The 23406-nt window shown below is 74.0% G+C and carries 20 protein-coding genes and 1 pseudogene; 16 read left to right on the top strand and 5 right to left on the bottom strand.

All coding sequences use genetic code 11. The annotated features are described in order from the left end of the window. Nucleotides 1–105 precede the first annotated feature (105 nt). The 4 genes from ACZ4W9_RS17250 (at nucleotide 106) to ACZ4W9_RS17235 (ending at nucleotide 5260) form a co-directional block, all read left to right on the top strand. Complete coding sequence (locus ACZ4W9_RS17250; RefSeq protein ID WP_467936429.1) at nucleotides 106–1011, top strand: 5-dehydro-4-deoxyglucarate dehydratase; 906 nt, start codon at nucleotides 106–108, stop codon at nucleotides 1009–1011. Then, entirely contained in the window at nucleotides 1008–2282 is a 1275-nt protein-coding gene (locus ACZ4W9_RS17245) for a glucarate dehydratase family protein (RefSeq protein WP_467936427.1), read from the top strand. The genes ACZ4W9_RS17250 and ACZ4W9_RS17245 overlap by 4 nt, the downstream gene beginning before the upstream one ends. 85 nt (nucleotides 2283–2367) lie before the next feature. Beyond that, nucleotides 2368–3879 carry a sodium:solute symporter family protein gene (locus tag ACZ4W9_RS17240; RefSeq protein WP_467936425.1) on the top strand — a complete coding sequence of 504 codons (1512 nt, stop codon included), beginning with the start codon at nucleotides 2368–2370 and terminating at the stop codon, nucleotides 3877–3879. Nucleotides 3880–3937: 58 nt separating this feature from the next. Continuing rightward, nucleotides 3938–5260, top strand: coding sequence for an SGNH/GDSL hydrolase family protein (locus tag ACZ4W9_RS17235; RefSeq protein ID WP_467936423.1), 1323 nt, complete (start codon nucleotides 3938–3940; stop codon nucleotides 5258–5260). Between the two features lie 316 nt (nucleotides 5261–5576). Here ACZ4W9_RS17235 and ACZ4W9_RS17230 read toward each other — a convergent pair whose 3' ends face one another. Then, entirely contained in the window at nucleotides 5577–7148 is a 1572-nt protein-coding gene (locus ACZ4W9_RS17230; protein WP_467936420.1) for an alpha-L-arabinofuranosidase B, read from the bottom strand. Between the two features lie 250 nt (nucleotides 7149–7398). On the opposite strand from ACZ4W9_RS17230, the gene ACZ4W9_RS17225 reads away from it, so the two are divergent. Next, complete coding sequence (locus tag ACZ4W9_RS17225; RefSeq protein WP_467936516.1) at nucleotides 7399–8211, top strand: class I SAM-dependent methyltransferase; 813 nt, start codon at nucleotides 7399–7401, stop codon at nucleotides 8209–8211. 142 nt (nucleotides 8212–8353) lie between these two features. Continuing rightward, nucleotides 8354–8770 carry a hypothetical protein gene (locus ACZ4W9_RS17220; protein ID WP_467936418.1) on the top strand — a complete coding sequence of 139 codons (417 nt, stop codon included), beginning with the start codon at nucleotides 8354–8356 and terminating at the stop codon, nucleotides 8768–8770. Nucleotides 8771–8834: 64 nt separating this feature from the next. On the opposite strand, the gene ACZ4W9_RS17215 is transcribed toward ACZ4W9_RS17220, so the two are convergent. Then, nucleotides 8835–9446: a TetR/AcrR family transcriptional regulator gene (locus ACZ4W9_RS17215; RefSeq protein WP_467936416.1), complete on the bottom strand. Its 612-nt coding sequence runs from the start codon at nucleotides 9444–9446 to the stop codon at nucleotides 8835–8837. 99 nt (nucleotides 9447–9545) lie between these two features. On the opposite strand from ACZ4W9_RS17215, the gene ACZ4W9_RS17210 reads away from it, so the two are divergent. Further along, entirely contained in the window at nucleotides 9546–9944 is a 399-nt protein-coding gene (locus ACZ4W9_RS17210; protein WP_467936414.1) for a nuclear transport factor 2 family protein, read from the top strand. 51 nt (nucleotides 9945–9995) lie between these two features. On the opposite strand, the gene ACZ4W9_RS17205 is transcribed toward ACZ4W9_RS17210, so the two are convergent. After that, complete coding sequence (locus tag ACZ4W9_RS17205; RefSeq protein ID WP_467936412.1) at nucleotides 9996–11009, bottom strand: LacI family DNA-binding transcriptional regulator; 1014 nt, start codon at nucleotides 11007–11009, stop codon at nucleotides 9996–9998. A 345-nt stretch (nucleotides 11010–11354) separates the two neighbouring features. Between ACZ4W9_RS17205 and ACZ4W9_RS17200 the strand changes: the two genes are divergently transcribed. From ACZ4W9_RS17200 to ACZ4W9_RS17170, 7 genes are all read left to right on the top strand, one after another. Then, nucleotides 11355–12320, top strand: coding sequence for a glycoside hydrolase family 6 protein (locus tag ACZ4W9_RS17200; protein ID WP_467936410.1), 966 nt, complete (start codon nucleotides 11355–11357; stop codon nucleotides 12318–12320). A 40-nt stretch (nucleotides 12321–12360) separates the two neighbouring features. Then, nucleotides 12361–13635 (top strand): glycoside hydrolase family 6 protein, encoded by a 1275-nt coding sequence (locus ACZ4W9_RS17195; protein ID WP_467936408.1) that lies wholly within the window; start codon nucleotides 12361–12363, stop codon nucleotides 13633–13635. A gap of 158 nt (nucleotides 13636–13793) precedes the next feature. Next, complete coding sequence (locus ACZ4W9_RS17190; RefSeq protein WP_467936406.1) at nucleotides 13794–14288, top strand: SRPBCC family protein; 495 nt, start codon at nucleotides 13794–13796, stop codon at nucleotides 14286–14288. Then, on the top strand, nucleotides 14281–15897 hold the full coding sequence (locus tag ACZ4W9_RS17185) for a phytoene desaturase family protein (protein WP_467936404.1): 1617 nt from the start codon (nucleotides 14281–14283) through the stop codon (nucleotides 15895–15897). The genes ACZ4W9_RS17190 and ACZ4W9_RS17185 overlap by 8 nt, the downstream gene beginning before the upstream one ends. A gap of 39 nt (nucleotides 15898–15936) precedes the next feature. Next, nucleotides 15937–16833 (top strand): SDR family oxidoreductase, encoded by an 897-nt coding sequence (locus tag ACZ4W9_RS17180; protein WP_467936402.1) that lies wholly within the window; start codon nucleotides 15937–15939, stop codon nucleotides 16831–16833. Nucleotides 16834–16935: 102 nt separating this feature from the next. After that, the gene (locus ACZ4W9_RS17175) at nucleotides 16936–17172 is read left to right on the top strand and encodes a hypervirulence associated TUDOR domain-containing protein (RefSeq protein WP_467936400.1); all 237 of its coding nucleotides are present in this window, start codon (nucleotides 16936–16938) and stop codon (nucleotides 17170–17172) included. A gap of 123 nt (nucleotides 17173–17295) precedes the next feature. Continuing rightward, on the top strand, nucleotides 17296–18507 hold the full coding sequence (locus ACZ4W9_RS17170) for a spore photoproduct lyase family protein (RefSeq protein WP_467936398.1): 1212 nt from the start codon (nucleotides 17296–17298) through the stop codon (nucleotides 18505–18507). Between the two features lie 34 nt (nucleotides 18508–18541). On the opposite strand, the gene ACZ4W9_RS17165 is transcribed toward ACZ4W9_RS17170, so the two are convergent. Beyond that, nucleotides 18542–20065: an SDR family oxidoreductase gene (locus tag ACZ4W9_RS17165; protein WP_467936396.1), complete on the bottom strand. Its 1524-nt coding sequence runs from the start codon at nucleotides 20063–20065 to the stop codon at nucleotides 18542–18544. A gap of 370 nt (nucleotides 20066–20435) precedes the next feature. After that, a complete protein-coding gene (locus tag ACZ4W9_RS17160) occupies nucleotides 20436–21371 on the bottom strand; it encodes a LysR family transcriptional regulator (RefSeq protein ID WP_467936394.1) in 936 nt (311 codons plus the stop codon). Between the two features lie 129 nt (nucleotides 21372–21500). On the opposite strand from ACZ4W9_RS17160, the gene ACZ4W9_RS17155 reads away from it, so the two are divergent. Beyond that, complete coding sequence (locus ACZ4W9_RS17155; RefSeq protein WP_467936392.1) at nucleotides 21501–22760, top strand: MFS transporter; 1260 nt, start codon at nucleotides 21501–21503, stop codon at nucleotides 22758–22760. A gap of 30 nt (nucleotides 22761–22790) precedes the next feature. Next, a pseudogene (locus ACZ4W9_RS17150) lies at nucleotides 22791–23344 on the top strand (helix-turn-helix domain-containing protein); the annotation flags it as partial. Nucleotides 23345–23406 lie beyond the last annotated feature (62 nt).

Here is a 23406-nt window from a genome sequence, read left to right as displayed (position 1 = left end):
CTGCACGCACCTTGACCCGGCTCGGCGGCTGACCATACATTCCCACCGACCATTCGTCATCGTGACGACCATTCACATATGTGACAACCGCCGGATGAGGTCAGTGTGCTTGAGGGCGTTCTCTTCTTTCCCGTCACCCCCTTCGCGAGAGATGGTTCGGTCGACACAGCGAAACTTTCGGAGCATCTGCGTGCGGGGATCGAGGCCGGCCCTGGCGGTGTCTTCGTCGCCTGCGGCACCGGCGAGTTCCACGCCCTGGACCCGGAGGAGTTCGCCTCCGTGGTGCGTACGGCGGTGCGGGTGGCGGACGGCCGGGTGCCCGTCTTCGCGGGCGCCGGCGGCGCGCTGCCCCTCGCCCGGCGGTACGCGCGGGCGGCGGAGGAGGCCGGCGTGGACGGGCTGCTGCTGATGCCGCCGTACCTGGTGGCGGGGCCGCCCGCCGGACTGGTCGCCTATGTCCGCGAGGTCGTCGCCGCCAGTTCCCTGAAGGTGATCGTCTACCAGCGCGGCACCGCCCGGTTCGACGTTCCGGCGGCCCTCGAGGTCGCGCGCCTGCCACGGGTGGTGGGGCTCAAGGACGGCACCGGCGACCTGGACCTGCTGGCCCGGATCGTGACCGCGGTCCGCGCGGAGCCGGCCACCGGCGGCCGGGACTTCCAGTTCTTCAACGGCATGCCCACCGCCGAGGGCGCCCAGCTCGCCTACCGCGGCATCGGCGTGGACCTGTACTCCTCGGCGGTGTTCTGCTTCGCCCCCGAGACGGCTCTCGCCTTCCACCGGGCCGTCACGACCGGCGACGACGAGCTGGTCCAGCGGTTGCTGGCCGGCTTCTTCCACCCTCTGATCGCGCTGCGCGAACGCGTGCCCGGCTACGCGGTGGCCCTGGTCAAGGCGGCCGTGCGCCTGCGGGGCCTCGATGTGGGAGGTGTGCGTCCGCCGCTGACCGATCCGACGCCCGCCCACCTCGCCGAGCTGGAGGACATCATGGCGCGGGGGGCGGCGATCCGATGACCGAGGACCTGCGGATATCCCGCATCGACATCACACCGGTGGCGTTCAAGGACCCCGCCCTCCTCAACGCCGTCGGCGTCCACGAACCCTACGCGCTGCGCGCCGTGGTGGAGGTGACGACCCGGCAGGGCGTCAGCGGGCTGGGCGAGACCTATGCCGACGAGGGGCACCTGCGCAGGCTGCGCTCGGCCGCCGACGCGATCACCGGCATGGACGTGCACGCCCTCGGCCCGATGCGCCGCCGTATCGCCGAGGTGATCGGTGACGACCGGGGCGGCGACGGCCACGGACTGACCGGCATGATCACCACCAGCAGCACGGTCGACCGGGTCTTCTCCCCGTTCGAGGTGGCCTGCCTGGACATCCGGGGCCGCGCCGCCGGCCGCCCCGTCAGCGATCTGCTCGGCGGTGCCGTGCGCGACGAAGTCCCCTTCAGCGCCTATCTGTTCTACAAGTGGGCCGGGCACCCCGGACACGAGCCCGACGCGTGGGGAGCCGCCCTCGACCCGGACGGCATCGTGGCGCAGGCCCGGCGCATGGTCGCGGAGTTCGGCTTCGGGGCGATCAAACTCAAAGGCGGTGTGATGCCGCCCGAGCAGGAGGTGGAGGCGGTCCTCGCGCTCCGCCGGGCCTTCCCCGGCATTCCGCTGCGGTTGGACCCCAACGCCGCCTGGACCGTGGAGACGTCACTGAAGGTGGCCCGCGAGCTGGAAGGCGTCCTGGAGTACCTGGAGGACCCGACGCCCGGCCAGGAGGGCATGGCCCGGGTCGCCCGCGAGGCCCCGATGCCGCTGGCCACCAACATGTGCGTGGTCGCCTTCGACGAACTGCCCTCCGCGGTGCGCGGCGACGCGGTCCGGGTCGTCCTGTCCGACCACCACTACTGGGGCGGCCTGCACCGCTCCAAGCTGCTCGCCGGGATCTGCGCCACCTTCGGCATGGGGCTGTCCATGCACTCCAACTCCCACCTCGGCATCAGTCTGGCCGCGATGACCCACCTGGCCGCCGCCACCGAGAACCTCACCTACGCCTGCGACACGCACTGGCCGTGGAAGGACCCCGCGGAGGACGTGATCGTCCCCGGCGTACTCGGTTTCCGCGCCGGCTCGGTCGCCGTCCCCCGCTCCCCCGGCCTCGGCGTCGAACTGGACCGCGACGCGCTGGCCCGGCTGCACGAGCAGTACCTGCGCTGCGGGCTGCGCAACCGGGACGACACCGGGTACATGCGCCGGCTGGACCCGTCGTACGAGAAGAAGTCACCGCGCTGGTGACCCCCGGCGGACCCCGGCCCGGGCCCTGCTCGTCCGCCTCGGCGTCCGCGCGCCTCCCCGCCCTTCACGACAAGAAGGTCCCTCCATGCACTGGCTCGACTGGGCCGCCGTAGGCGCCTACTTCCTGGTGATGCTGCTGATCGGCCTGTGGTCGCACCGGCGTGTCGACGACGTCTCCGACTACTTCACCGGCGGCGGCCGGATGCCCTGGTGGCTGACCGGCATCTCGCACCACATGTCCGGCTACAGCGCCGCCGTCTTCGTCGCCTACGCCGCGGTCGCCTACGACTACGGCATCACCGTCTACGTCTGGGCGTTCCTGCCGCTCGCCCTGGGCACCGGCGTCGGCGCCTGGCTCTTCGCCCCCCGCTGGAACCGGCTGCGCGAGCGCTACCGGGTCGCCTCCCCGCTGGAGTACCTGGTCCGCCGCTACAACCTGCCCACCCAGCAGGCCCTGGCATGGAGCGGCGCGCTGCTCAAGGTGTTCGACGTGGCCGCCAAGTGGGCTTCGGTCGCGGTGCTGTTGAGGGTCTTCACCGGCATGTCGATGACCCACGGCATCCTGCTGACCGGTGTGGTGACCCTGCTGTACTGCACGGTCGGCGGCCTGTGGGCGGACGCGCTCACCGAGTTCGGGCAGTTCGTCATCCAGGGCGTGGCCGCGCTGTCGATGATGTGGGTCGTGCTCGACCGGCTCGGCGGCGTCTCCGGACTCGGCACGCTGTGGCACCGGCTCCCGGCCGGCCACACCGACCCCCTCGTCGGCCCCTACACGGCCGGCTTCCTGACCGCGTACGTCGTCGTGAAGCTCTTCGAGTACAACGGCGGCATGTGGAACCTGGCCCAGCGCTACATGGCCACCGACTCCCCCCGGTCCGCCCGCCGTTCGGCCGGGCTGTCGGCGCTCCTCTACCTGGTCTGGCCGGCCGTGCTGCTGCTGCCCGCGGTCGCCGCGCCGGTCCTCATGCCGCACATCGCCGACCCCCAGCAGACCTACGCCCTGATGGCACGGTCCTATCTTCCCGTGGGCCTGGTGGGGCTCACCCTCGCGGGCATGTTCTCGCACACGATGGCCATGGCCTCCTCGGACGCCAACGCCATCTCGGCGGTGGTCACGAGGGACATCCTGCCCGCCGTCCTGCCCGGTTTCCGGGGCGCGAGCACCGAGCGCGGTCTGCGGGCGGCACGAGTGGTCACGGTCGTCTTCATCACCGTCTCCATGGTCGTGGCCATCGAGGCCGACCACTTCGGCGGAGTCCTCGGGATCATCGTCGGGATGGTCGCGGCCGTCATGGGTCCGATCTCCATCCCGATGCTGCTCGGGCTGCTGCCCGCCTTCCGCCGCTGCGGGCCCCGGGCGGCCCTCGCGTCCTGGGCGCTCGGCCTCGGCGGCTACTTCCTCGTCAGGTACGGCCTCGACGGGGCCTCGCAGACCACGGTGGTCGTCACCCCGCTGGTCACCTCCCTCGTCGTCTACACGGGCCTCGGACTGATCCTGCCGGAACCGGACGCGGAGGCGGACGCCGTCGTCGCGGCGGTCTCCGGCCCGGAGCCCGGAGCGGGCCCGGCCGCGCACGCGGTGGCGAAGCAGGCCTGACACCCGCCGGTCGCCTCCCGGCGGCCGGCCACCCAACCCGGATCGAGGAACCCCTTCCATGAAAAGAGCAGCATCATTGCTGGTCGCCGCCGCGGCGGCCGTCGTCACGGTGGGCTTCGCCCCGCACTCGCCCTCCGGCACACACGACGCGCGAAGCGGCGGATCCGCTCCCGCGCGGTCCGCCGCCATGTCGACCGGCGGCGGCCACTGGCTGGACACCTGGGTGTCCATGCCCCAGCTGACCGAACCGGGCAACATGCCACCGGCCCCGTTCACCCAGAGCGACCGGGTGTTCGACGACGCCACGCTGCGCCAGACCGTGCACGTCGCGGTCGGCGGCGAACGGGTGCGGCTGCGCCTGTCCAACGCCTTCGGCGGCGCCGAACTGCCCGTCACCGCCGTCTCCGTGGCCCGCCCGGCCGGCGGCAAGGCGGGCGTCGGCGCGATCGTGCCGGGCAGCTCCCGGCGGGTCACCTTCGGCGGACAGCCGGGTTTCACCGTCCCGCAAGGCGCGCAAGCCGTCAGTGATCCGCTGGACTTCGACGTGGCACCGGGAACCAACCTCACCGTGACGCTGTACCTCGCGCACGGGCAGGCCTCCACCTCCATCACCTCGCACCCCGGCTCCCGTACGACGTCCCACATGCTCGCCGGGGACCACCTGGACGACGCGGACCTGACCGGTGCCACGACCGCCGACCACTGGTACTTCCTCAGCGGGCTGGAGGTGTGGTCGAAGCCGGCCGCCTCCGCCACCGTCGTCCTCGGCGACTCGCTCAGCGACGGCCGGGGATCGACGACCAACGGCAACGACCGCTGGCCGGACCGGCTGCGGGCGCGGCTGGCGTCCCGCCCCGGCACGGCGGACATCGCGGTCGTCAACGAGGCGGCGGGCGGCAACCGCGTCCTCAGGGACGGACTCGGCCCCAACGCCCTGGCCCGGCTGGACCGCGACGTGCTCGCCCGGAGCGGCGTGAACCGGCTCATCGTCTTCGAGGGCGTCAACGACATCGGCACCGCCGGCACGTCCCCGGCGGACGCCGAGCGGATCACGGCCGAACTCATCGGCGCCTACCAGCAGATCATCACCCGCGCCCACGCCCAGGGCATCCGGGTCTACGGCGCCACCCTCACCCCCTTCGGCGGCAACACCTACGACGACCCGGCCGGTGCCCACGAGGCCGCCCGGCAGCAGGTCAACCGGTGGATCCGCACGAGCGGCCGGTTCGACGCCGTCATCGACTTCGACCGCGCGGTACGCGACCCGGACGCCCCCGGCACGCTCCGGGCGGCCTACGACACCGGTGACCACCTCCACCTCAACCCGACCGGGTACCAGGCCCTGGCCGACGCCGTCCCGGCCGCCCTCTTCCACCGCTGAGCGCCACCTCGCGACGCGTCACGACCGCGGACGGCCGGTCCCCCGGGGACGGAGGGGACCGGCCGTCATCTCGGCGGGACGACTGGTGTCAGGGGCCGGTGCGGGCGAGGGCGGCCGACGCGGCGGAGCCGCCACGGGCGCGCGAACGTGGGAGCGCTCCCAGACTAGGAACGCGTCTCAGGAACCACAATGCGCGCGGCAGAGATTTCCGGAACGGCAGGGCGGACAAGCGGAACTTTCGGCTTGGCGGAGCCCCAAGGGACGGCCGTGCCACCTGGTCGGGTGGCACGGCCGGGAACGGGTGTGCGCGGGGACCTCAGGCCCAGGGGGAGGTGACGACCCAGCTCGTGTCGTCGGACCAGGCGGTGGCGTTGTCCCAGGTGTGGGAGCCGCCGTGGCTCGCGGCGTAGACGCCGTACTCGTAGTGGCGTACGAAATCACTCGGATAGTTGGCGGACCGGAGCGAGACGCCCTGACCGTTGTGGCTGGGCTGCGGGCAGAACGTGGCGTCCAGCCTGGACAGCGCGCCACTGTCGAGGGTGTCGACGCGCAGGCGGAAGTCGTAGTGGCGCAGGTACTGCCCCGGCCTGTCGGCGGACTCGAAGGAGACGCACGAGGCGTCGCCCAGGCCCGGGCGCACGGTCCAGGTCGCGGCGGCCTTGTCGGCGGACGGGCTGGAGGAGGAGACCGCCCCGATGGCGGCGCTGCCGTCGGCGGTGTTGTGCCGCAGGTAGTCGGTGGTGCAGCAGGAGGTGGTGGCCCGCAGCGACACCCTGGAGCCCACGGCGGGAGCGCCGGCCAGGGCGGACGTGGCGTATCCGGCCGCGTTGACGTTGGCCTGGACGGCGTTCTCGGTGGCGTCCGACGGGTAGCCGGACGTCAGGACGCCCTCGTAGAAGGTGCCGGCGGATCCGTTGCTGTTGTCGCCGCCGATGCCGAGGATGATGGCGCCCTCCTTCTTCATCGGGTTGTAGCCCGAGGCGTTGGGGCGCGGTCCGTCGTAGTAGGTGGACAGGCCGCCGGACTGGGCGTTGCCGGCGCGGATCGCCCAGTGGTTCGGCCCGCCCTTGACGAGGGCGGTGAGGAAGCGGTGGCCGACGCTGGGGTCGTTGGCGTTGTAGCCGCGGTTGACGCCGGAGAACAGGCCGTTCTCGAGGTCGGCCATGACCCAGGGGCCGTTGCCGGTGCCGTAGCCCCAGGTCTTGCTGTTGCCGAAGTAGATGGTCTCCATCGTGCCGTTGCCGTTGTCCCGGCTGTTGGTCTCGGCGTTGCCGTAGTCGAAGCAGCAACCGCCGTTGTAGTGGGTGCCGTCGAGGATCGCGTACATGCCTTCGGGCTGGTCGCCGGTCGCGATGCCGTTGGTGGTGTTGTCGCGGTAGCCGGTGCCGGGGGCGACGAAGACGCCGTACGCCTTGTGGCCGCCCACGGTGACCGGCGCGGCGGATGCCTCGGCGAGGTTGTCGTACCCGCCGGTGGCGGGGCCCTGGAAGCCTCCGGGGGGTGCCTGGGTGAGGTGGTTGCCGCGGCCGGACTGGTCGTAGAGGACCGTGATGAGGCAGCTCGTGCCCGCGCAGAAGGAGTCCTGCGCGGCGGCGTCGGCGTAGCCGCCCGCGCCGAGCACGCCGATGTCCCGGGTGGTGCCGTCGGAGGCGCGTTTCACCTGGTACAGGCGGCTGTTGTAGGCGGAGTACAGGGCGCGGGTGGTGCTGTGCGCGGCCACGCAGGGCGTGCCGCCGGCGGCGTACAGGTCACAGGGCGGCGAGCCGGCGGCCACGGTGTCGCCCTCGGCGGAGGCCCGGCCGCCGAGCAGGGCCGTGGCCAGGGCCAGCACGAGGGCCGGCAGGGCGAGCGGCCTGGCCCGCCAGGGGCGGGCCGGTGTCACGGACATGGAGGTCTCCTGGGGGTGAGTGGGGGGCCGGCCGGTGGCGTCCCACCACCGGCGGTCGGCGACCGAATAATCATGTGCATGACAAGCGCTTGAGCAGTGCGTCCGGTATTTCGAATGCCGATCGCAGTGACGGACAAGCTTTGATGATAGGAAGCCCCTGGGGGGTGTCAACACCTCACGCACGTCCGATCCTTCGACCGTCCAGGCCGGCGCGGTGACTGATGAGCGGGAGCGGGTGCGGCCGTCGGGAGTGTGGGCCACGGCGGTGGGAGTGGCCAGGGTGCGGGCGCTGGAGACCGAGCGGGAGAACGCGCTGTTCCGCGACCCGCCGGCCAAGGCCTTCGCCACCGCCGGCGGCCTGTGGCCCTCCTCGCCACCGCCCGAGGACGAGGCCGCGCGACGCCTCCGGCCGGCCGTGTCGTTCTCCGTCGTCATCAGGTCGAGATTCCTCGACGACCTGGTGCGGGAGGCCTCCGCGTCCGGTGTCCGGCAGGTGGTGCTGCTCGGCGCCGGCATGGACAGCCGGGCGTTCCGGCTGGACTGGCCCGCGGGCACCAGGCTGTTCGAGGTCGACACCGCCGCGCCACTGGACTTCAAGGCTTCGGTGCTGCGCCAGGAGCGGGCCGTCGCACGCTGCGAGCGGATCCCCGTCGCGGTGGACCTGCGGGAGGACTGGCCGGGCGCGCCGGCCGCCGCGGGGCACGATCCGGCGGAGCCGACCGTGTGGATCGCCGAAGGACTGCTGATCTACCTGCCCGAGGACGCGGTGGAACTGCTGCTCGCCCGGATCGGCGCGCGGTCGGCGGCAGGCAGCCGGATGGGGCTGACGTTGGGCTCGCGCGGTGTCATCGAGCACTTCGGCGCGGACGCCGTGCCGGGATCGGCGGCGTCCATGTGGCTCTCGGAGATGCCCGACGACCCGGTGAGGTGGCTGACCGGGCACGGCTGGGAAGCCGACTGCCACACCCTGCGCGAGCGCGCTGCCGCCCACGGCCGCCCGGCCGGCACCCCGCCGCAGCGCGCGGAGCGTCCCGGCGGACTCGTCTCGGCGGTCCGCCGGTAGAGGGCTCCCCCGGCTCCCCGGCCCTCAGGGCCCGCGCGTCGCGGCGATCCCGCGCTGGGAGACTCCGGGCATGGGATCGTGGGGAAGTCTGGGACCGGCGCTGATGTCACTCGTAGGGGTCGCGCTCGGTGCGGGTGGGTCGTTGTTCGGTCAGTATCTGGTGTCGCGGGCGAGTGTCCGGCAGCTCGAAGCGCAGGAGGCCGCCACGCATCGGGCGGAGCTGAAGGCAGCGGTGCTGAAGTTCCTGAGCCTCGCGTCGCGGGTGGAGAAGGCCGCGTTCCCGCCACCGGGCGGTGGGCGGACCCCCGTCGGCGACGAGCCGGGCCGGCTGATCGACGACCTGTGGCTCGCCCAGGCGGAGATCGACCTCGCCGCCAGAAGCGAGCCCCTGCGCGGGGCCGCCTACCGCTACGCCTACCGCCTTGCCCAGGCGGCACGTCACGAGACGGCCGACGCCTCCGAATTGCGCGGGCCCCAGGCGGAGTTCATGGACGCCGCGTACGACGACATGTGGCCCGGGCAGCGACGGACGACCGGGGACGACGCCGCTCCCCGGTGAGACGACTCGGCCGCCGGTGTGACACGGCGTCGGCGTCGCCCGCGCGCTTCCCGCCGCTCTCGTCTCATTGCGAGGCGGCGTGCTCCTCGCCGGAAGACCCCGGGGCGTCCTCGGCGGGCGCGCACAGTTCGGCCACGAGCCGGCGCGCGTACCGCTCGTCCGTCCCCGGGACCGAGAACACCACGCGGAAGTACAGGGGTGCGACGATCCGGTCGAGCACACGCTCCAGCGTGGGGACCGTCTCGCCGCGCCCCGCGGCGGCGTCCAGCGGACCCTGGAAGCGCGCGCCGACCCGCTCAAGGCAGGCGCGCAGGCCGGCCCGGCGTTCGTCCACGTCCGGTGTCACTTCCGCGCGGAAGAACGCCACGCCTCCCGGCCGGGACAGGTCCGTCAGCGTCCAGACCGCGACCCGCTCCAGGTCGGCGCGCAGGTCACCGAGCAGTTCGGGCGTCTCCTCGTCCTGGCGCCGGTCGGCGACATCGGCGAGGAGCGCGGAGGCCGTGCCCCAACGGCGATACAGGGAACTGGGGTTGACTCCGGCGCGGCGGGCGACCGCGGGGATGGTCACCTTGTCGGCGCCGGCTTCGCGCACGAGTTCCACCACCGCGCGGTGGACGGCGGCACGGACCCGGGCGCTGCGCCCTCCGGGGCGGCTGGCTTTGCTTTTGGCGGGCATCTCTCCACTCTAAAGCAAAGAATTGTGCTTTAGTGAGCGATTCACCTACCCTGTCTAAGGCAAAGATCATCGCTTTAGCAGCTCTTCCCAGGAGGAACCATGCCCCCGTACGAGGACCGGTACGAGGCCGCCCACCGCCTCGGCACACGGTTCCACGCCTGTCTCGCCGCCGGTGACTGGGACGGCATCCGGGCCCTGCTCACCGATGACGCCACCTGGACACTGCCCGGTGACAACACCATCTCCGGTACGGCCGCGGGCGCCGACGCCGTCGTGGAACGGGCCAGGAAGATCGCTTCCTACGGCCTCGACTTCCGGCTGCTGCACATCCTGGTCAGCCGCGAGAACATGGCGCTGTCCCTGCACAACACCGCCCGGCGCGGCGACGTCCGGCTGGACGAGCACCTGTCCACCGTCTGCCGCCTGCGCGACGGCAGGATCGCGCAGATCGAGACCTACCTCTCCGACGTCGCCGGCATGAACGCGTTCTTCGTGTGACGGCCCGGCGCGGAAACCTCGTCGGAAAGGCGTGGGTCCCGGCCCCGGCCGTCAGGCGCTGGACCGGATGACCAGACGGGTGGGCAGGATCAGCGGAGTGGGGTCCTGCCCGTGGATGAGCGCGACGAGCATGCGCGCCATCTCCCGGCCCAGAGCACTGATGGGCTGGCGGACGGTGGTGAGCGGCGGTTCGGCGACCTGGGCGACGGCCAGGTCGTCGAACCCGACCACGGCGACGTCGGCGGGGACCCGCCGGCCCGCCGCGCGCAACGTGCGCAGCGCTCCCGCCCCCATGTTGTCGTTGGCCGCGAACACCCCGTCCACCTCGGGATGGCGCGCCAGCAGCGCGGCCATGACGGCGGCTCCGCCGGGCTCGGTGAAGTCGCCCTCCCGCGGCGGGTACGGTGCGAGGCCGGCCGCCAGCATGGCGTCCCGGTAGCCGCGGTACCGGGCGCGCCCGGCCTCGGTGTCCAGCCGCCCGCAGAGCGCGGCCACTCGGGTCCGGCCGCGCGCGATCAGGTACTCGGTGGCTTCGCGGGCCCCGCCGGTGTTGTCGACGTCCACGTACCACCGGGGCACCCGGCCCACCGGCCGGCCGCCGAACACGACCGGGATCTCGGCCTCCTCCGCCGTACGGGCCAGCGGATCGTCCTCGCGCAGCGCCATCAGCATGACGCCGTCCGCGCCCTTGGCCCGAAGGAGTTCCTCCACCCGCTTACGGCCCCGGTCGGAGGCGGCCAGGCACAGCATCAGATGCAGATCGGCCTCCTCCAGAGCGGCCGACGCCCCCACGATCACCTGGGCGAAGAACGGATCCGCGAAGATCGACGGGTCCTCCCCGGCGACGACCAGGGCGGCTGCCCCCGTCTGCCGGGTGGCCAGGGCGCGCGCGGTGGGATGGGGCACGTAGCCGAGCTGACGGACGGCCCGTTCGACCGCGTCGCGTTTGGGGCGGCTGACGTGCGGCGCGTTGTTGAGCACACGGGAGGCCACCGAGCGGGACACACCGGCGAGTTCGGCCACCTGCTCGAGCGTCGGCTGCCGGCGCGGCGTGTCATGCGGCATGGAACGTTGAGCCTTTCCCCCGGTGCGGAACCCTCGGCGACGAAAAACTGGAAGCGCTTCCAGTCATGGGACTGTAGAGCCTCGTCCTCCTCCTGGGAAGGGTGACCGCACGTCGGCCCTTGACAGCGTCACCGGGCCGCAACACGATACCGACCGGCCCCGAAGCATTTCCGTGCTGTCGACCGCTTTCAATTGGGAGCGCTCCCAGTATTCTCTCGGGGTGTGCCGTCCGGCCGGCCAGGCCACCGGCTCAACGGGACGCCGTACCACCGCACTTCCTCAGCGCGTCGCAGGCCCCGGACGAGGGCGGGCGGCGCATCCCCGCCAGGAAACCGAGGTACAGTCATGCGCCACACACTCCGCGCCCTCGTGACAGCGCTGTGCGCCCTGCCCTTGGCGCTCGCCGCCGCGCCCTCCGCCCACGCGGCCGATCCCACCACCATGACCAGCGGGTTCTACGTGGACCCCGACTCCAGCGCGAAGCGGTGGGTCGCCGCCAACCCCGGCGACGGCCGGGCGTCCGCGATCAACGCCTCCCTCGCCAATACCCCGACGGCCCGCTGGTTCGGTTCCTGGAGCGGCACCATCGGCACCGCCACGGGCGCGTACGCGGGGGCGGCCGACCGCGCGGACAAGCTGCCCCTCCTCGTCGCCTACAACATCTACAACCGCGACTACTGCGGCGGGCACTCCGCGGGCGGTGCCTCGTCGCCGTCCGCCTACGCGAGCTGGATCGCCCAGTTCGCCGGCGGGATCGCCGGCCGCCCAGCGGTCGTCCTGCTCGAACCGGACTCCCTCGGGGACTACGGCTGCATGACCCAGGCCCAGATCGACGAGCGCGAGGGCATGCTCACCGGCGCCCTCGCCCAGTTCCACAGCCAAGCCCCCAACACCTGGGTCTACCTCGACGCCGGCAACCCGGGCTGGACCGCTCCGGCGACCATGGCCCAGCGCCTGCACGAGGCCGGCCTGCGGCAGGCCCACGGCTTCTCGCTCAACATCTCCAACTACTTCACCACGGCCGAGAACACCGCGTACGGCAACGCCGTCAACAGCGAACTCAGCGCCCGCTACGGCTACACCAAGCCGTTCGTCGTGGACACCAGCCGCAACGGCAACGGCTCCAACGGCCAGTGGTGCAACCCCGCCGGCCGCCGGATCGGCACACCCACCCGGACGGGCGGCGGTGCCGAGATGCTCCTGTGGGTCAAGGCACCGGGCGAGTCCGACGGCAACTGCGGCGTGGGGGCCGGCTCCTCGGCCGGGCAGTTCCTCCCCGAGGTCGCCTACAAGATGATCTACGGCTACTGACCCCGCCGGCCCCTCCCTCCCCCACCGACCAGGAGCAGCCATGATTCCCCGCAGCCTACGGCGGCGCGCGGGCGCCGTCCTCGCGGCGCTCACCGCGTGCGCCGCCCTCACCGCGACGCAGGCCCAGGCCGTCCCCGGGCGGGACGGCACCGGCCCGGCCACACGGTTCTACGTCGATCCGCACAGCAAGGCGGCGCGGCAGGCGGTCGCCGACCTCCGGAACGGCGACATCGAGAACGCCGCGAACATGGCCAGGCTCGCGAGCTGGCCGCAGGCCCAGTGGTTCACCGACGGCACGCCCGACGAGGTGCGCGGCGAGGTGCGGGCGCTCGTCCGCCGGGCGCGGGCCGCCGACCGGACCCCGGTCCTGGTCGCGTACAACGTCCCGGGACGGGACTGCACGCAGTACTCCAGCGGCGGGGCGGCGTCCTCCGCCGCCTACCGGCAGTGGATCGACGCCTTCGCGGCCGGCATCGGCGACGGCAAGGCGGTGGTCGTCGTCGAACCCGACGGCCTGGCCCTCCTGCCCAAGGACTGCGGGGCCGCCACGGACCCGACCGGCGACCTCACGGCCGCCCGCGTCGCCGATCTCGCCTACGCGGTCAAGACCCTGAAGGCCAGGCCGCGCACCGCGGTCTACCTGGACGCGGGGAACGTCCAGTGGCGGTCCGTCGGCGAGATGGCGCAGCGGTTGCAGGACGCCGGGGTCGCCCACGGCGACGGCTTCGCGCTGAACGTGTCCAACATGCACCCCACCGAGCACAACGCCAGGTACGGCGCCTGGGTGGCCAAGTGCGTATGGTTCGCCACCGAGGGCCCCGAATGGGCTCGCGGCCACGCCGACTGGTGCGCCGGCCAGTACTACTCGTCCGCCGCCCCGAACGACGGAATCCCGGGTCATTCCGTCTCCTCCACCGACCCCGCCACCTGGCGGTGGACCGATGCCTGGTTCGACCAGAACGTGGGGAGTCCGCCGGCCGACGCCCTGCCGCACTTCGTGATCGACACCAGCCGCAACGGTCAGGGGGCCTGGACCCCGGCACCGGGCAAGTACAGCGGCGACCCGGAGCCCTGGTGCAACGCGCCCGGCCGGGGGCTCGGCCCGCGTCCCACCGCCGACACGGGCGTCCCGCTCGTCGACGCCTACCTCTGGATCAAGGTCCCCGGTGAGTCCGACGGCAGCTGCACCCGCGGCACCGGGGGCACCATCGACCCGGAATACGGCATCGTCGACCCGCCGGCCGGTGCCTGGTGGCCCGCACAGGTCCACACGCTGGCCCGTAACGCGGCACCACGCCTGACGTTCAACCACTGAGCCGCCGGGCCCGGTACGCGCCGGCCGGTCGCCCCCGCCCCCGGCCGGACGCGTCCGGGCCCGCCTCCGCCCGGACCCGAGGGTCCGCCCCCGGTTGGTCCGCCCGCCCCTGGGCACCCGGTGCTGCGCGCCCGCCCGCTCGCCACCAGGAGGTACCCATGGCTGTGCGTCACCGATTGATCAAGGCCGCCCCGGAAACCGTGTGGGACGTCCTGGCCGACGGCAACCGGTACGCGGAGTGGGTGGTGGGCACCGGGGCCTCCCACCCGAAGGACGGCCGGTGGCCGGAGGAGGGCTCCTCGCTCGCCTACGAAGTGCGGATCGGGCCGTTCCGCCTCGCCAACGAGACGATCGTACGGCGCTGCCAGGAAGGCTCCGCACTGGAACTGGAGATCCTCGCCGGTCTCCTCGGCACGGCCCGCTTCTCCATCGAGCTGCGCCCGTGGGGCGAGCACTGCCTGGTCATCGCCGACGAACACCCGCTGCAAGGGGCCGGGGCCGTCCTGCACAACGTCGGCGTCGAGGCGCTGATCCAGTTGCGCCACCGTCCCATGCTCGCCCGGCTCGCCCGGTGCAGCGGTGACGGGGGCCACGGCCGCCGCGGGGCGGCCGGACGGCAGGCCCGGGAAGTGCGCGAGGCCCACGGTGCCTGACGCGGTCGTCATCGGAGCGGGCCCCAACGGGCTGGTGGCCGCCAACGTACTCGCCGACGCCGGCTGGAGCGTCCTGGTGCTGGAGGAACAGCCCGAGCCGGGCGGCGCGGTCCGGCACGACCGGGGCGTGCACCCCGCCTATGTCAACGACCTCTTCAGCTCGTTCTACCCCCTGGCCGCCGCCTCCCCCGCGCTGTCCGCGCTCCACCTGGAGGAGTACGGCCTGCGCTGGAGCCACGCGCCGCAGGTGCTGGCCCATCCGCTGAGCGACGGCAGGTGCGCGGTGCTGGACCGGCGGATCGACGTCACCGCCGCGTCCCTGGAAGCCTTCGCGCCCGGCGACGGGGCGGCCTGGCGGCGTCTGTTCGAGCTGTGGCAGACGCTGCGTACGGACCTCCTCGGCGCCCTGTTCACGCCGTTCCCGCCGGTCAGGTCCGCTATGCGGCTGCTGTGGACCCTGCGGGCGGCGGGCGGGCTGCGCGCGGCGCGCTCCCTCGTCCTGCCGGTGCGCCGGATGGGCGAGGAGGAGTTCCGCGGCGAGGGCGGCCGGCTCCTGCTGGCCGGCAACGCCCTGCACGCCGACCTGGCGCCCGAGTCCGCGGGCAGCGGCGGCTTCGGCTGGCTGATGTCGATGCTCGGCCAGACCTACGGCTTTCCGGTGCCGGCCGGCGGCGCCGGCGCGCTCACGGACGCGCTGACCCGGCGGCTGCGCTCGCGCGGCGGAGAGCTCCGCTGCGGGGAGCGGGTGGAGAGCGTCATCGTGCGCGGGGGGCGCGCCGTGGGCGTGCGTACCCCCTCCGGTGCGGTGCCCGCGGCCAAGGCCGTCCTCGCCGACGTGGCCGTGCCCGTCCTCTACCGGCAGCTCGTGGGAGCCGAGCACCTGCCCGCGCAGCTGATGGAGGACCTACGGCGTTTCCAGTGGGACTTCGCGACGTTCAAGGTGGACTGGGCGCTCGACGGTCCGGTGCCGTGGCGGGCCCCGCAGGCCGCGCGGGCCGGGACCGTGCATCTGGCAGACGGGGTGGACGAGCTGACCCGCTTCGCCGCGCAGATCGCCATGCGCCAGGTGCCCGACCGCCCCTTCGCCCTGTTCGGGCAGATGACCACGGCGGATCCCTCCCGGTCGCCCGAGGGCACCGAGTCCGCCTGGGCGTACACGCACGTCCCGCACGACATCCGGGCGGACGCGGGCGAGGAGGGCATCACCGGTGCCTGGGGCCCGGCCGACCAGGAGCGCATGGCGGACCGGGTGGAACGGCAGGTGGAACGGTTCGCCCCGGGTTTCCGCCGCCTCGTCCGGGCCCGGCGCGTCCTCGCGCCGCCCACGATGGAGGCGCTCGACGCCAATCTCCCGGGCGGCGCCATCAACGGCGGCACCACCGCCGTCCACCAGCAGCTCGTGTTCCGCCCGGTGCCCGGGACCGGGCGTCCGGAGACACCCGTGGACGGTCTCTTCCTCGCCTCCGCCGGCGCCCATCCCGGCGGCGGGGTGCACGGCGCTCCCGGCGCCAACGCGGCCCGCGCCGCGCTGCGCACCTCCCGGACGACCGCCCTGGCCGGCGCGCAACGCCTCCTGACCGGCCGCGACCGCACCGGCCGCAAGCGCTGAACGGGGCCGGGCAGCACCCGCGAACGGAAGGCGGAGGTCGTGCGAGAAAGTCCACTGGCGGGCCGGACCGTCGTCGTCACGGGTGCCGCCCGGGGCCTGGGAGCCGCACTCGCGCGCGAGGTGGCCCGGCGGGGCGCCCGCCCCGCGCTCCTCGGGCACGAGAAGCGCCTGCTGGACGAGCTGGCCGCCCGGCTGCCGGCGCCGGCGATCGCGGTGGAGACGGACGTGACCGACCTGGAGGCCCTGCGCAGCGCGGCGGACGAGGTGCGGCGCCGTCTCGGGCCGCCGTCCGTCGTCGTGGCCAACGCCGGTGTCGCGCAGGGCGGACCGTTCGCCGCCACGGACCCGGCCGACTGGCGGCGGGTGATCGACGTCAACCTCACCGGGAGCGCCCAGACCGCGCGGGCCTTCCTGCCGGATCTGCGGGCCACGGCCGGTTACTACCTGCTGATGGCGTCCCTCGCGTCCCTCGGGGCGGTTCCGCTGATGAGTGCCTACTGCGCCTCGAAAGCCGGCGCGGAGGCCTTCGCGCACGCGCTGCGCGCCGAGCTGGCCTGCCAGGGCGTGGCCGTCGGCATCGCGTATCCGAACTGGACCGACACCGACCTGGTGCGGGACGCCGGCCGGCACGCGGCGCTGCGCGAGCTGCGCGGCCGCATGCCGGGTCCGGCCCGCCGAGTCCACCCGGTGGAGCCGGTCGTCGAGCGGATCGTACGCGGCATCGAGCACCGCAGGACCGCCGTGTACGCCCCCGGCTGGCTACGGCTGGTGCAACCGGCGCGCGCCGCGCTCCCGCCCCTGATCCTGCGCCTGTCCCGGCACGGCCTGTCCCGCATGGAGGGCCGCCTCGCCGCGACCGGCCTGCTGGGCGCGGGCGGCGAGGCCGACAAGGCGGCGAGCCTGCGTGATCCGCGGGGCCGCGAGCGGGAGCCGTGACCGGACCGGCGGCCTCCGGCGCGTGCGCGGATGCGGGCCGCCGCTCCCGCGCGCACGCTGGAAGTGAGCCCATCCCCCCACCTCCGCACGGGAGCACCCGGCATGGCCAGGACGAAGAAGACCTCCGGCGGGCGAGAGCCGGCCAAGGGCGACAAGGTCGCCTGGCGCAGTCACGGCGGCGAGACCACGGGCACCGTCGAGAAGAAGATCACCGAGCGGACCGAGGCGTCCGGGCGCACGGTGGACGCCTCGCCCGACGCACCCCAGTACGAGGTGCGCAGCGACAAGTCCGGACGTACGGCCGTGCACAAGCCGTCGGCCCTGAAGCGGAAGAAGTGACGCCCGCGCTCCGCACGCCCCCGCGCTCCCAACGGGGCGCCGGCGGTGCGCGCCGGACGCCTACAGTGGAAGGCGCTCCCCGACCCACGGGCAGCCCTTCCCCTACCCATCGGCAGAACGCGCATGACGTATCCCTCCGCAGGCCCCGGCGACGACGGCCTCGACGCCCTGTTCGGCCTCGACGCGCTGGACGCCGCCTCGGGGGCGCCCGAGTGCGGCGGCACCGGACTCGGGAGCGGGCCGGACGGCCGCGCCCCGTTCCGCGAGTCGCCGGCGGCCCGCCGTCTGCTGTCCGTCCGGACGATCTACGCGGAACCGGCCGCCGCCTCCTCCGCGCGCGGCCGCCGGATCCTCGCCCGTTTCCCGGACGCCGACCTGATCGAGGTGGACTCGCACTGGGGCATCCCGGGGCTGCACGGCAACGAGGGCAACATCGAGCGCTGGGTGCGGGTGAAGGGCGAGACGCTGGTCCTGGGCGAGCGGAAGACGCTGGCCACACGGCCCAACGGGCGGTCCGCCGACTGGATCGCCCCCGGCCCCTCCAACGGGTGCGCCATGGCCTGCGCCTACTGCTACGTCCCGCGCCGCAAGGGGTACGCCAACCCCATCACCGTCTTCACCAACATCGACGCCGTGATCGCCCACCTGGCCCGGCACATCGCGCGCCAGGGACGCAAACCGGAACCCAACCAGTGCGACGACTCGGCCTGGGTCTACGACATCGGCGAGAACGGCGACTGCTCGGTGGACGCGCTGATCAGCGACAACACCGCCGACCTGGTGCGGGCCTTCCGCCGCTGGCCCACCGCCAAGGCCTCGTTCGCCACCAAGTTCGTCAACCCCGACCTGCTGGCGCTGGACCCACGGGGACGCACCCGCGTCCGCTTCTCCGTGATGCCCGCCGCGGACTCACGGCTGCTGGACGTGCGCACCTCACCGGTGGCCGACCGGATCGCCGCCGCGGCGGACTTCCTGGACGCCGGCTACGAGGTCCACTTCAACCTCTCCCCCGTGGTGCTGCGCCCCGGCTGGGAGGAGGCCTGGACCGAGCTGCTCCGGCAGCTCGACGACGTCCTGCCCGGCCGGGTCAAACGGCAGGCCGCCGCGGAGGTCATCCTGCTCACCCACAACCGGGACCTGCACGAGGTCAACCTGGGCTGGCACCCCCGGGCCGAGGAACTGCTCTGGCAGCCGGGGCTGCAAGAGGACAAGCGCTCCGAGAACGGGGCGCTGAACATCCGCTACGACAGCAGGGTGAAGGCGCGGGCCGTGCACACCCTGCGCGACCTGGTCGCGGCCCACGCGCCCTGGCTGCGCATCCGGTACGCCTTCTGACCCACGGCCCGGTGCCTTCTGCGTCCCGGCCGGTTCACCGGCGCCCGGCCGGTGGCGGTGCCGCGCGCTCGGCGGTGCGGACGATGTTGCGGGCCATGCCGCCGAAGACGACCGCGTGCCACGGTGAGACACCCCACCAGTAGAGGTGGCCGAGGAGTCCGTGCGGGTGGAACAGCGCCCGCTGCCGGTACCGGACGGGTCCGCCGTCTCCGCCGTCCACGCACATCTCCAGCCAGGCCAGGCCGGGCAGCCGCATCTCGGCGCGCAGCCTCAGCAGCCGGCCGCGTTCGATCTCCTCGACCCGCCAGAAGTCCAGGGAGTCACCGGCCCGCAGGCGGCGGGCGTCCCGCCGGCCCCGGCGCAGGCCCACGCCGCCGACGAGCCGGTCGAGCCGCCCGCGCACCGCCCAGGCCAGCGGGAAGGAGTACCAGCCGTTCTCCCCGCCGATGCCCTCGATGACGTCCCACAGCGCCTCCCGCGAGACATCGGCGTCGCGTTCGCGGACATCGGTGTAGAGGCTGCCGCCCGCCCAGTCGGGGTCGGTGGGCAGCGGGTCGCTGGGCGCGCCGGGCACGGAAGCCGACGACCACCGGGTGCTCACCTGGGCCTCCTGGATGCGCCGGAGGGCCAGCCGGACGGCGTCGTCGAAGCCGATCGGGTGTCCCGGGGGGCTCGGCACGTACCGTTCGATGTCGTTCTCGCGGCACACCACCTCGTGGCGCAGGGACTCGGTCAGCGGGCGGGCGATCGAGGCCGGGACCGGCGTCACCAGGCCCACCCAGTGGCTGGACAGTCCGGGGCTGAGGACGGGCACCGGCAGGATCAGCCGCCGGGGCAGCCCCGCCACGGAGGCGTAGCGACGCATCATGCCGACGTACGTCAGCACCTCCGGGCCGCCGATGTCGAAGGCGCGGTGCACCTCGCGGGGCAGGCGGGCGCAGCCGGTCAGCAGGCGCAGCACGTCCCGTACGGCGATGGGCTGGATCCGGGTGCGCACCCAGCGCGGGGTGACCATCACCGGCAGCCGCTCGGTGAGGTAGCGCAGCATCTCGAAGCTCGCGGAGCCCGAGCCGATGATCACGGCGGCGCGCAGTACGGCCGTGGGGACGCCCGAGGCGAGCAGGACCCGGCCGACCTCGGCACGGGAGCGCAGATGCGGCGACAGCTCCTCCTCGGGCACGGACGCGGGGGTCAGACCGCCGAGGTAGACGAGCCGGCCGACGCCGGCCCGGCGGGCCTCGCCGCCGAAGATCCGGGCCGCCGCGCGGTCGGTGTCCTCGAAACCGCGCCCGGTGCCGAGGGCGTGCACGAGGTAGTAGGCCACGTCCACGCCGTCCATCGCCCGTGCCACCGACCCGGCGTCGGTCACGTCCCCCCGGAGGATCTCCACCTGCCCGGCCCAGGGGTGGTCGCGCAGCTTGGCCGGGGTGCGGACCAGGCAGCGCACCCGGTGTCCCGCGCCGAGCAGTTCCGGCACCAGCCGGCCGCCGATGTAGCCGGTGGCGCCGGTCACCAGGCAGGTGAGCCCGCCGTCCGCCGGTGTGGTGTCGTCGCTCATGGTCGCTCCCGCCGTCTGCGTTCCCGTCTCCACGGTGCGGGCCGCACGCCCGGCCGCGCCCGGACGCGGGCCGATCGGGTGACGGGCGGGGTCGTACGCCGGAGGGCTGAGGGGCGGTCGCGACCGGGGGCCGGCGGTCCGACGGCGGCCGGCGGCCCGGGCTTCCCGGGGCGCGTCACGGCAGTGGTCGCCGCCTGCCTGCGGTTCCCCGCCCGGAGGGCGCGGCGCGGGGCACGGCCGAGCCGCTCGCCGGCGTGCCGGGCCCGGGACCCGGCCGCGTGCGCCGCCCGCGGCGCGGGCAGGGTGGCCGCCCGCGCCCGGTGGGCCGCCGTCCACGCGTCGGGCCGGGTGGGCACCGGCGCGGCGATGGTCAGCGCGGCAGCACCCAGCGCGGCGCCCAGGTGCCGGCGGCGTCGTGGCCGGCCGTGGTGGCGGCGAGGTGGGCGCGGAGGGCCGCCAGGGCCGGGTGGGGGTTGTCGCGGTGCCAGAGCAGGGAGTGCGGGTAGACGGGGGTCGGGTCGGTCACCGGGATGCGGCGCAGGCCGTGACCGGCGGGCCAGACGAGGCGGGTGTGCCCGCCCATGAAGGTGGCCAGGGCCGGGGTGTCGGCGACGGTGTCCAGGAGCGCGTCGGAGCCGAAGTTGGGTCCCGTCGCCTCCAGGGTGAGGCCGAACTCGGCCACGAGGTCGTCATAGTAGGCGGCCCATTCGGTGCCCGGGACGACGCCGGGCATCCAGATGCGGTGTCCGGCGAGCCGCGCGAGGGGCACGGAGCGGGCGCCCGCCAGGGCGTGGGCGGGTCCGGTGAGGAGTTCGAGGGGTTCGTCGAGCACCCGCACGGACTCGATGTCCTCGGGCAGGGGCCGGCCGGGCGCGGCCACGGCGCGGAAGGACGCGTCGATCTCACCGGACCGCAGGGCGGTGACGGCCGCCTCGATGTCGAACAGCCACAGCACGTCGAGTTCGATCCCGGGGTGCGCGCGGTGGAAGGCCCGCATCAGGCCCGACGCCGCGCCACGCGAGGCGATCACGTCGACGCGCAGCGGACGGCGGCCGGCGCGCACGGAGGTGACCGCCCGCTCGGCGAGGCGCAGCAGTTCCCGCGCGTGGGGCAGGAACGCCTGCCCGTCGATGGTGAGTTCGGCGCCGCGCGGGGTGCGGGTGAACAACCGCACCCCGAGGTTCCGCTCCAGCGCGGCGATGCGCTTGGAGACGGCCTGCTGGGTGAGCGACAGCTCGGCGGCGGCCCCTTGGAACTGCCCCGCGTCGGCGACGGCCACGAAGGTCCGGACGGTGTCGAGGTCCATGCGGTCACCCTAAGGCCACAACCGTCGGTTGTGGTGTGTGGCTCGGCGGTTGTTTGATCGCAGGGTACGGCGCTCGGTTTGATGCTCCCGGTCGCGGATCGGTTGTGGGCAGGGCGAGGGGATGCGGGTATGAGAAGCGGGCGGCACGGGCCGGGACATCGGCTGGGGCGGCAGTTCGGGTGGCTGTGGGCGGCGTACGGGACCAGCGCGCTCGGCACCTGGCTCGCCTTCGGCGCGTTCCCGCTGATCGCCGTCCGGGTGCTGCACGCGGGGCCGGCCGAGGTCGCCGCGCTCTCCTCCGTGGGGGCCGCGGTGGGCGCCGCCGTCGCGGTGCCGCTCGGTCCGTGGATGGAGTTCCGCCGCAAGCGGCCGGTGCTGATCGCGATGGACCTGGCGCGGTGCGCGGCACTGCTGACGATCCCGGCCGCGTTCGCGCTCGGCGCCCTCACCTTCCTCCAGCTCCTGCTGGTCTCGGTCGTCGTGGCGGCGGCCGACATCACCTTCCGCGCCGCCTCCGGGGCGTATCTGAAGACGCTGCTGCCGGCCGGGGACCTGCTCGTCGCCCACGCCCGGTTCGAGTCCACGGCCTGGACGACCACGATCGTCGGGCCGCCGCTGGGCGGCGTGGCGATCGGGCTCCTCGGCCCGGTGGCGACGGTGGTGGCCGACGCGGTCAGCTATCTGCTCTCGGCCCTGGGCATCCGCGCGATGGGCGGCCCCGAGGCCCGGCCCGGGCACCGGCGGGCCGCGCGCATGCGGGCCGGGGACCTGCTCGACGGCTGGCGGTACATCCTCGCGGACGCGGCGCTGCGTCCGCTGTTCTTCAACACCGCCCTGTTCAACGGCCTGGTGATGGCCGCCGAACCCCTGCTGGCCGTCCTGATGCTGGGCCGGCTCGGGTTCACGCCGTGGGAGTACGGCCTCGCCTTCGCCGCACCCTCCCTCGGCGGGCTGGCCGGCTCGCGGCTGGCCCGGCCGCTCGTCACCCGGTTCGGGCAGCACCGGGTCCTGGTGTGGTCCGGGACGCTGCGCACGCTGTGGCCCGTCGGCCTGGCGTTCCTGGGACCGGGCAGCGGAGGGCTGCTGCTGGTGATGGCGGTCGAGCTGGGGCTCATCTTCTGCTGCGGGGTGTTCAACCCCGTCTGCGCCACCTACCGTCTCCAGCGCACCGCGCCCGACCGGGTCGCCCGCACACTGTCCGCGTGGACGGTGACGACCAGGTCCGCCACCGCGCTCCTGACGGCCGGGTGGGGAGTCCTGGGCGGCCTGCTCGGTCCGCGTACGGCCCTCGGACTGGCCGGCGTGCTCGTGCTCGCGACCCCGCTGCTCCTCCCCCGCCGCGCCGCGACGTCCCGCCCCGAGCCGGACCCGGCGCCGAGCCGCGCCTGACGGCCGGCCCGCCGGCCGCGGCCGCCCTCGCTGGAGCGCGGGGGTCATGGGTGGCACCTGCGCGCCCCTCGCGAACTCGTCACGCCGGCCAGTGCCGGCCTGCCCCGGATCGGTGTCCGCCGCGTTCCCGGCCTGCGCCGCGAGGAGTCCGCGCTGCTCGCCGGGATCAGCGCGGACTACTACCTGCGCCTCGAACAGGGCCGGGACCGCAACCCCTCCGTCCAGGTGCTCGGATCGCTCGCCCGGGTGCTCCAGCTCGACGACGCCGGTACCGCGTACCTGCTCGGCCCGGGTTCCGACCGGCCCCGCCGCACCCGTCGCCGGCCCCGCGGGGAGTCCGTGCCGGCCGGGATCCGCGGCCTCCTCGGCTCCCTGGCACAGCCGGCCTTCCTCGCAGGCCGCTCTTCGACGTACTGGCGGCCAACCCGCTGGCGACGGCGCTCTCACCCCGTCTGGCCGCCTACCGCAACCGGCCGCGCGACGTGTTCCTCGATCCGGGCGGGCGGTCCCTCTACCCCGCTTGGGAGGAGGCCACGGCCGGCCTGGTCGCCGGGTTCCGCCAGTCGGTCGGCACGGACACCGACCGGGTCCTCCACGTCCAGCGCCGCCAGCACCTCGGGCCCTCCGTAGCTGCGAAACGCGATTG

Source organism: Streptomyces sp. NPDC029296 (assembly GCF_055569255.1).
Note: the sequence above shows the minus strand (reverse complement) of the source record. Positions and strands in the feature narration are given on the sequence as shown.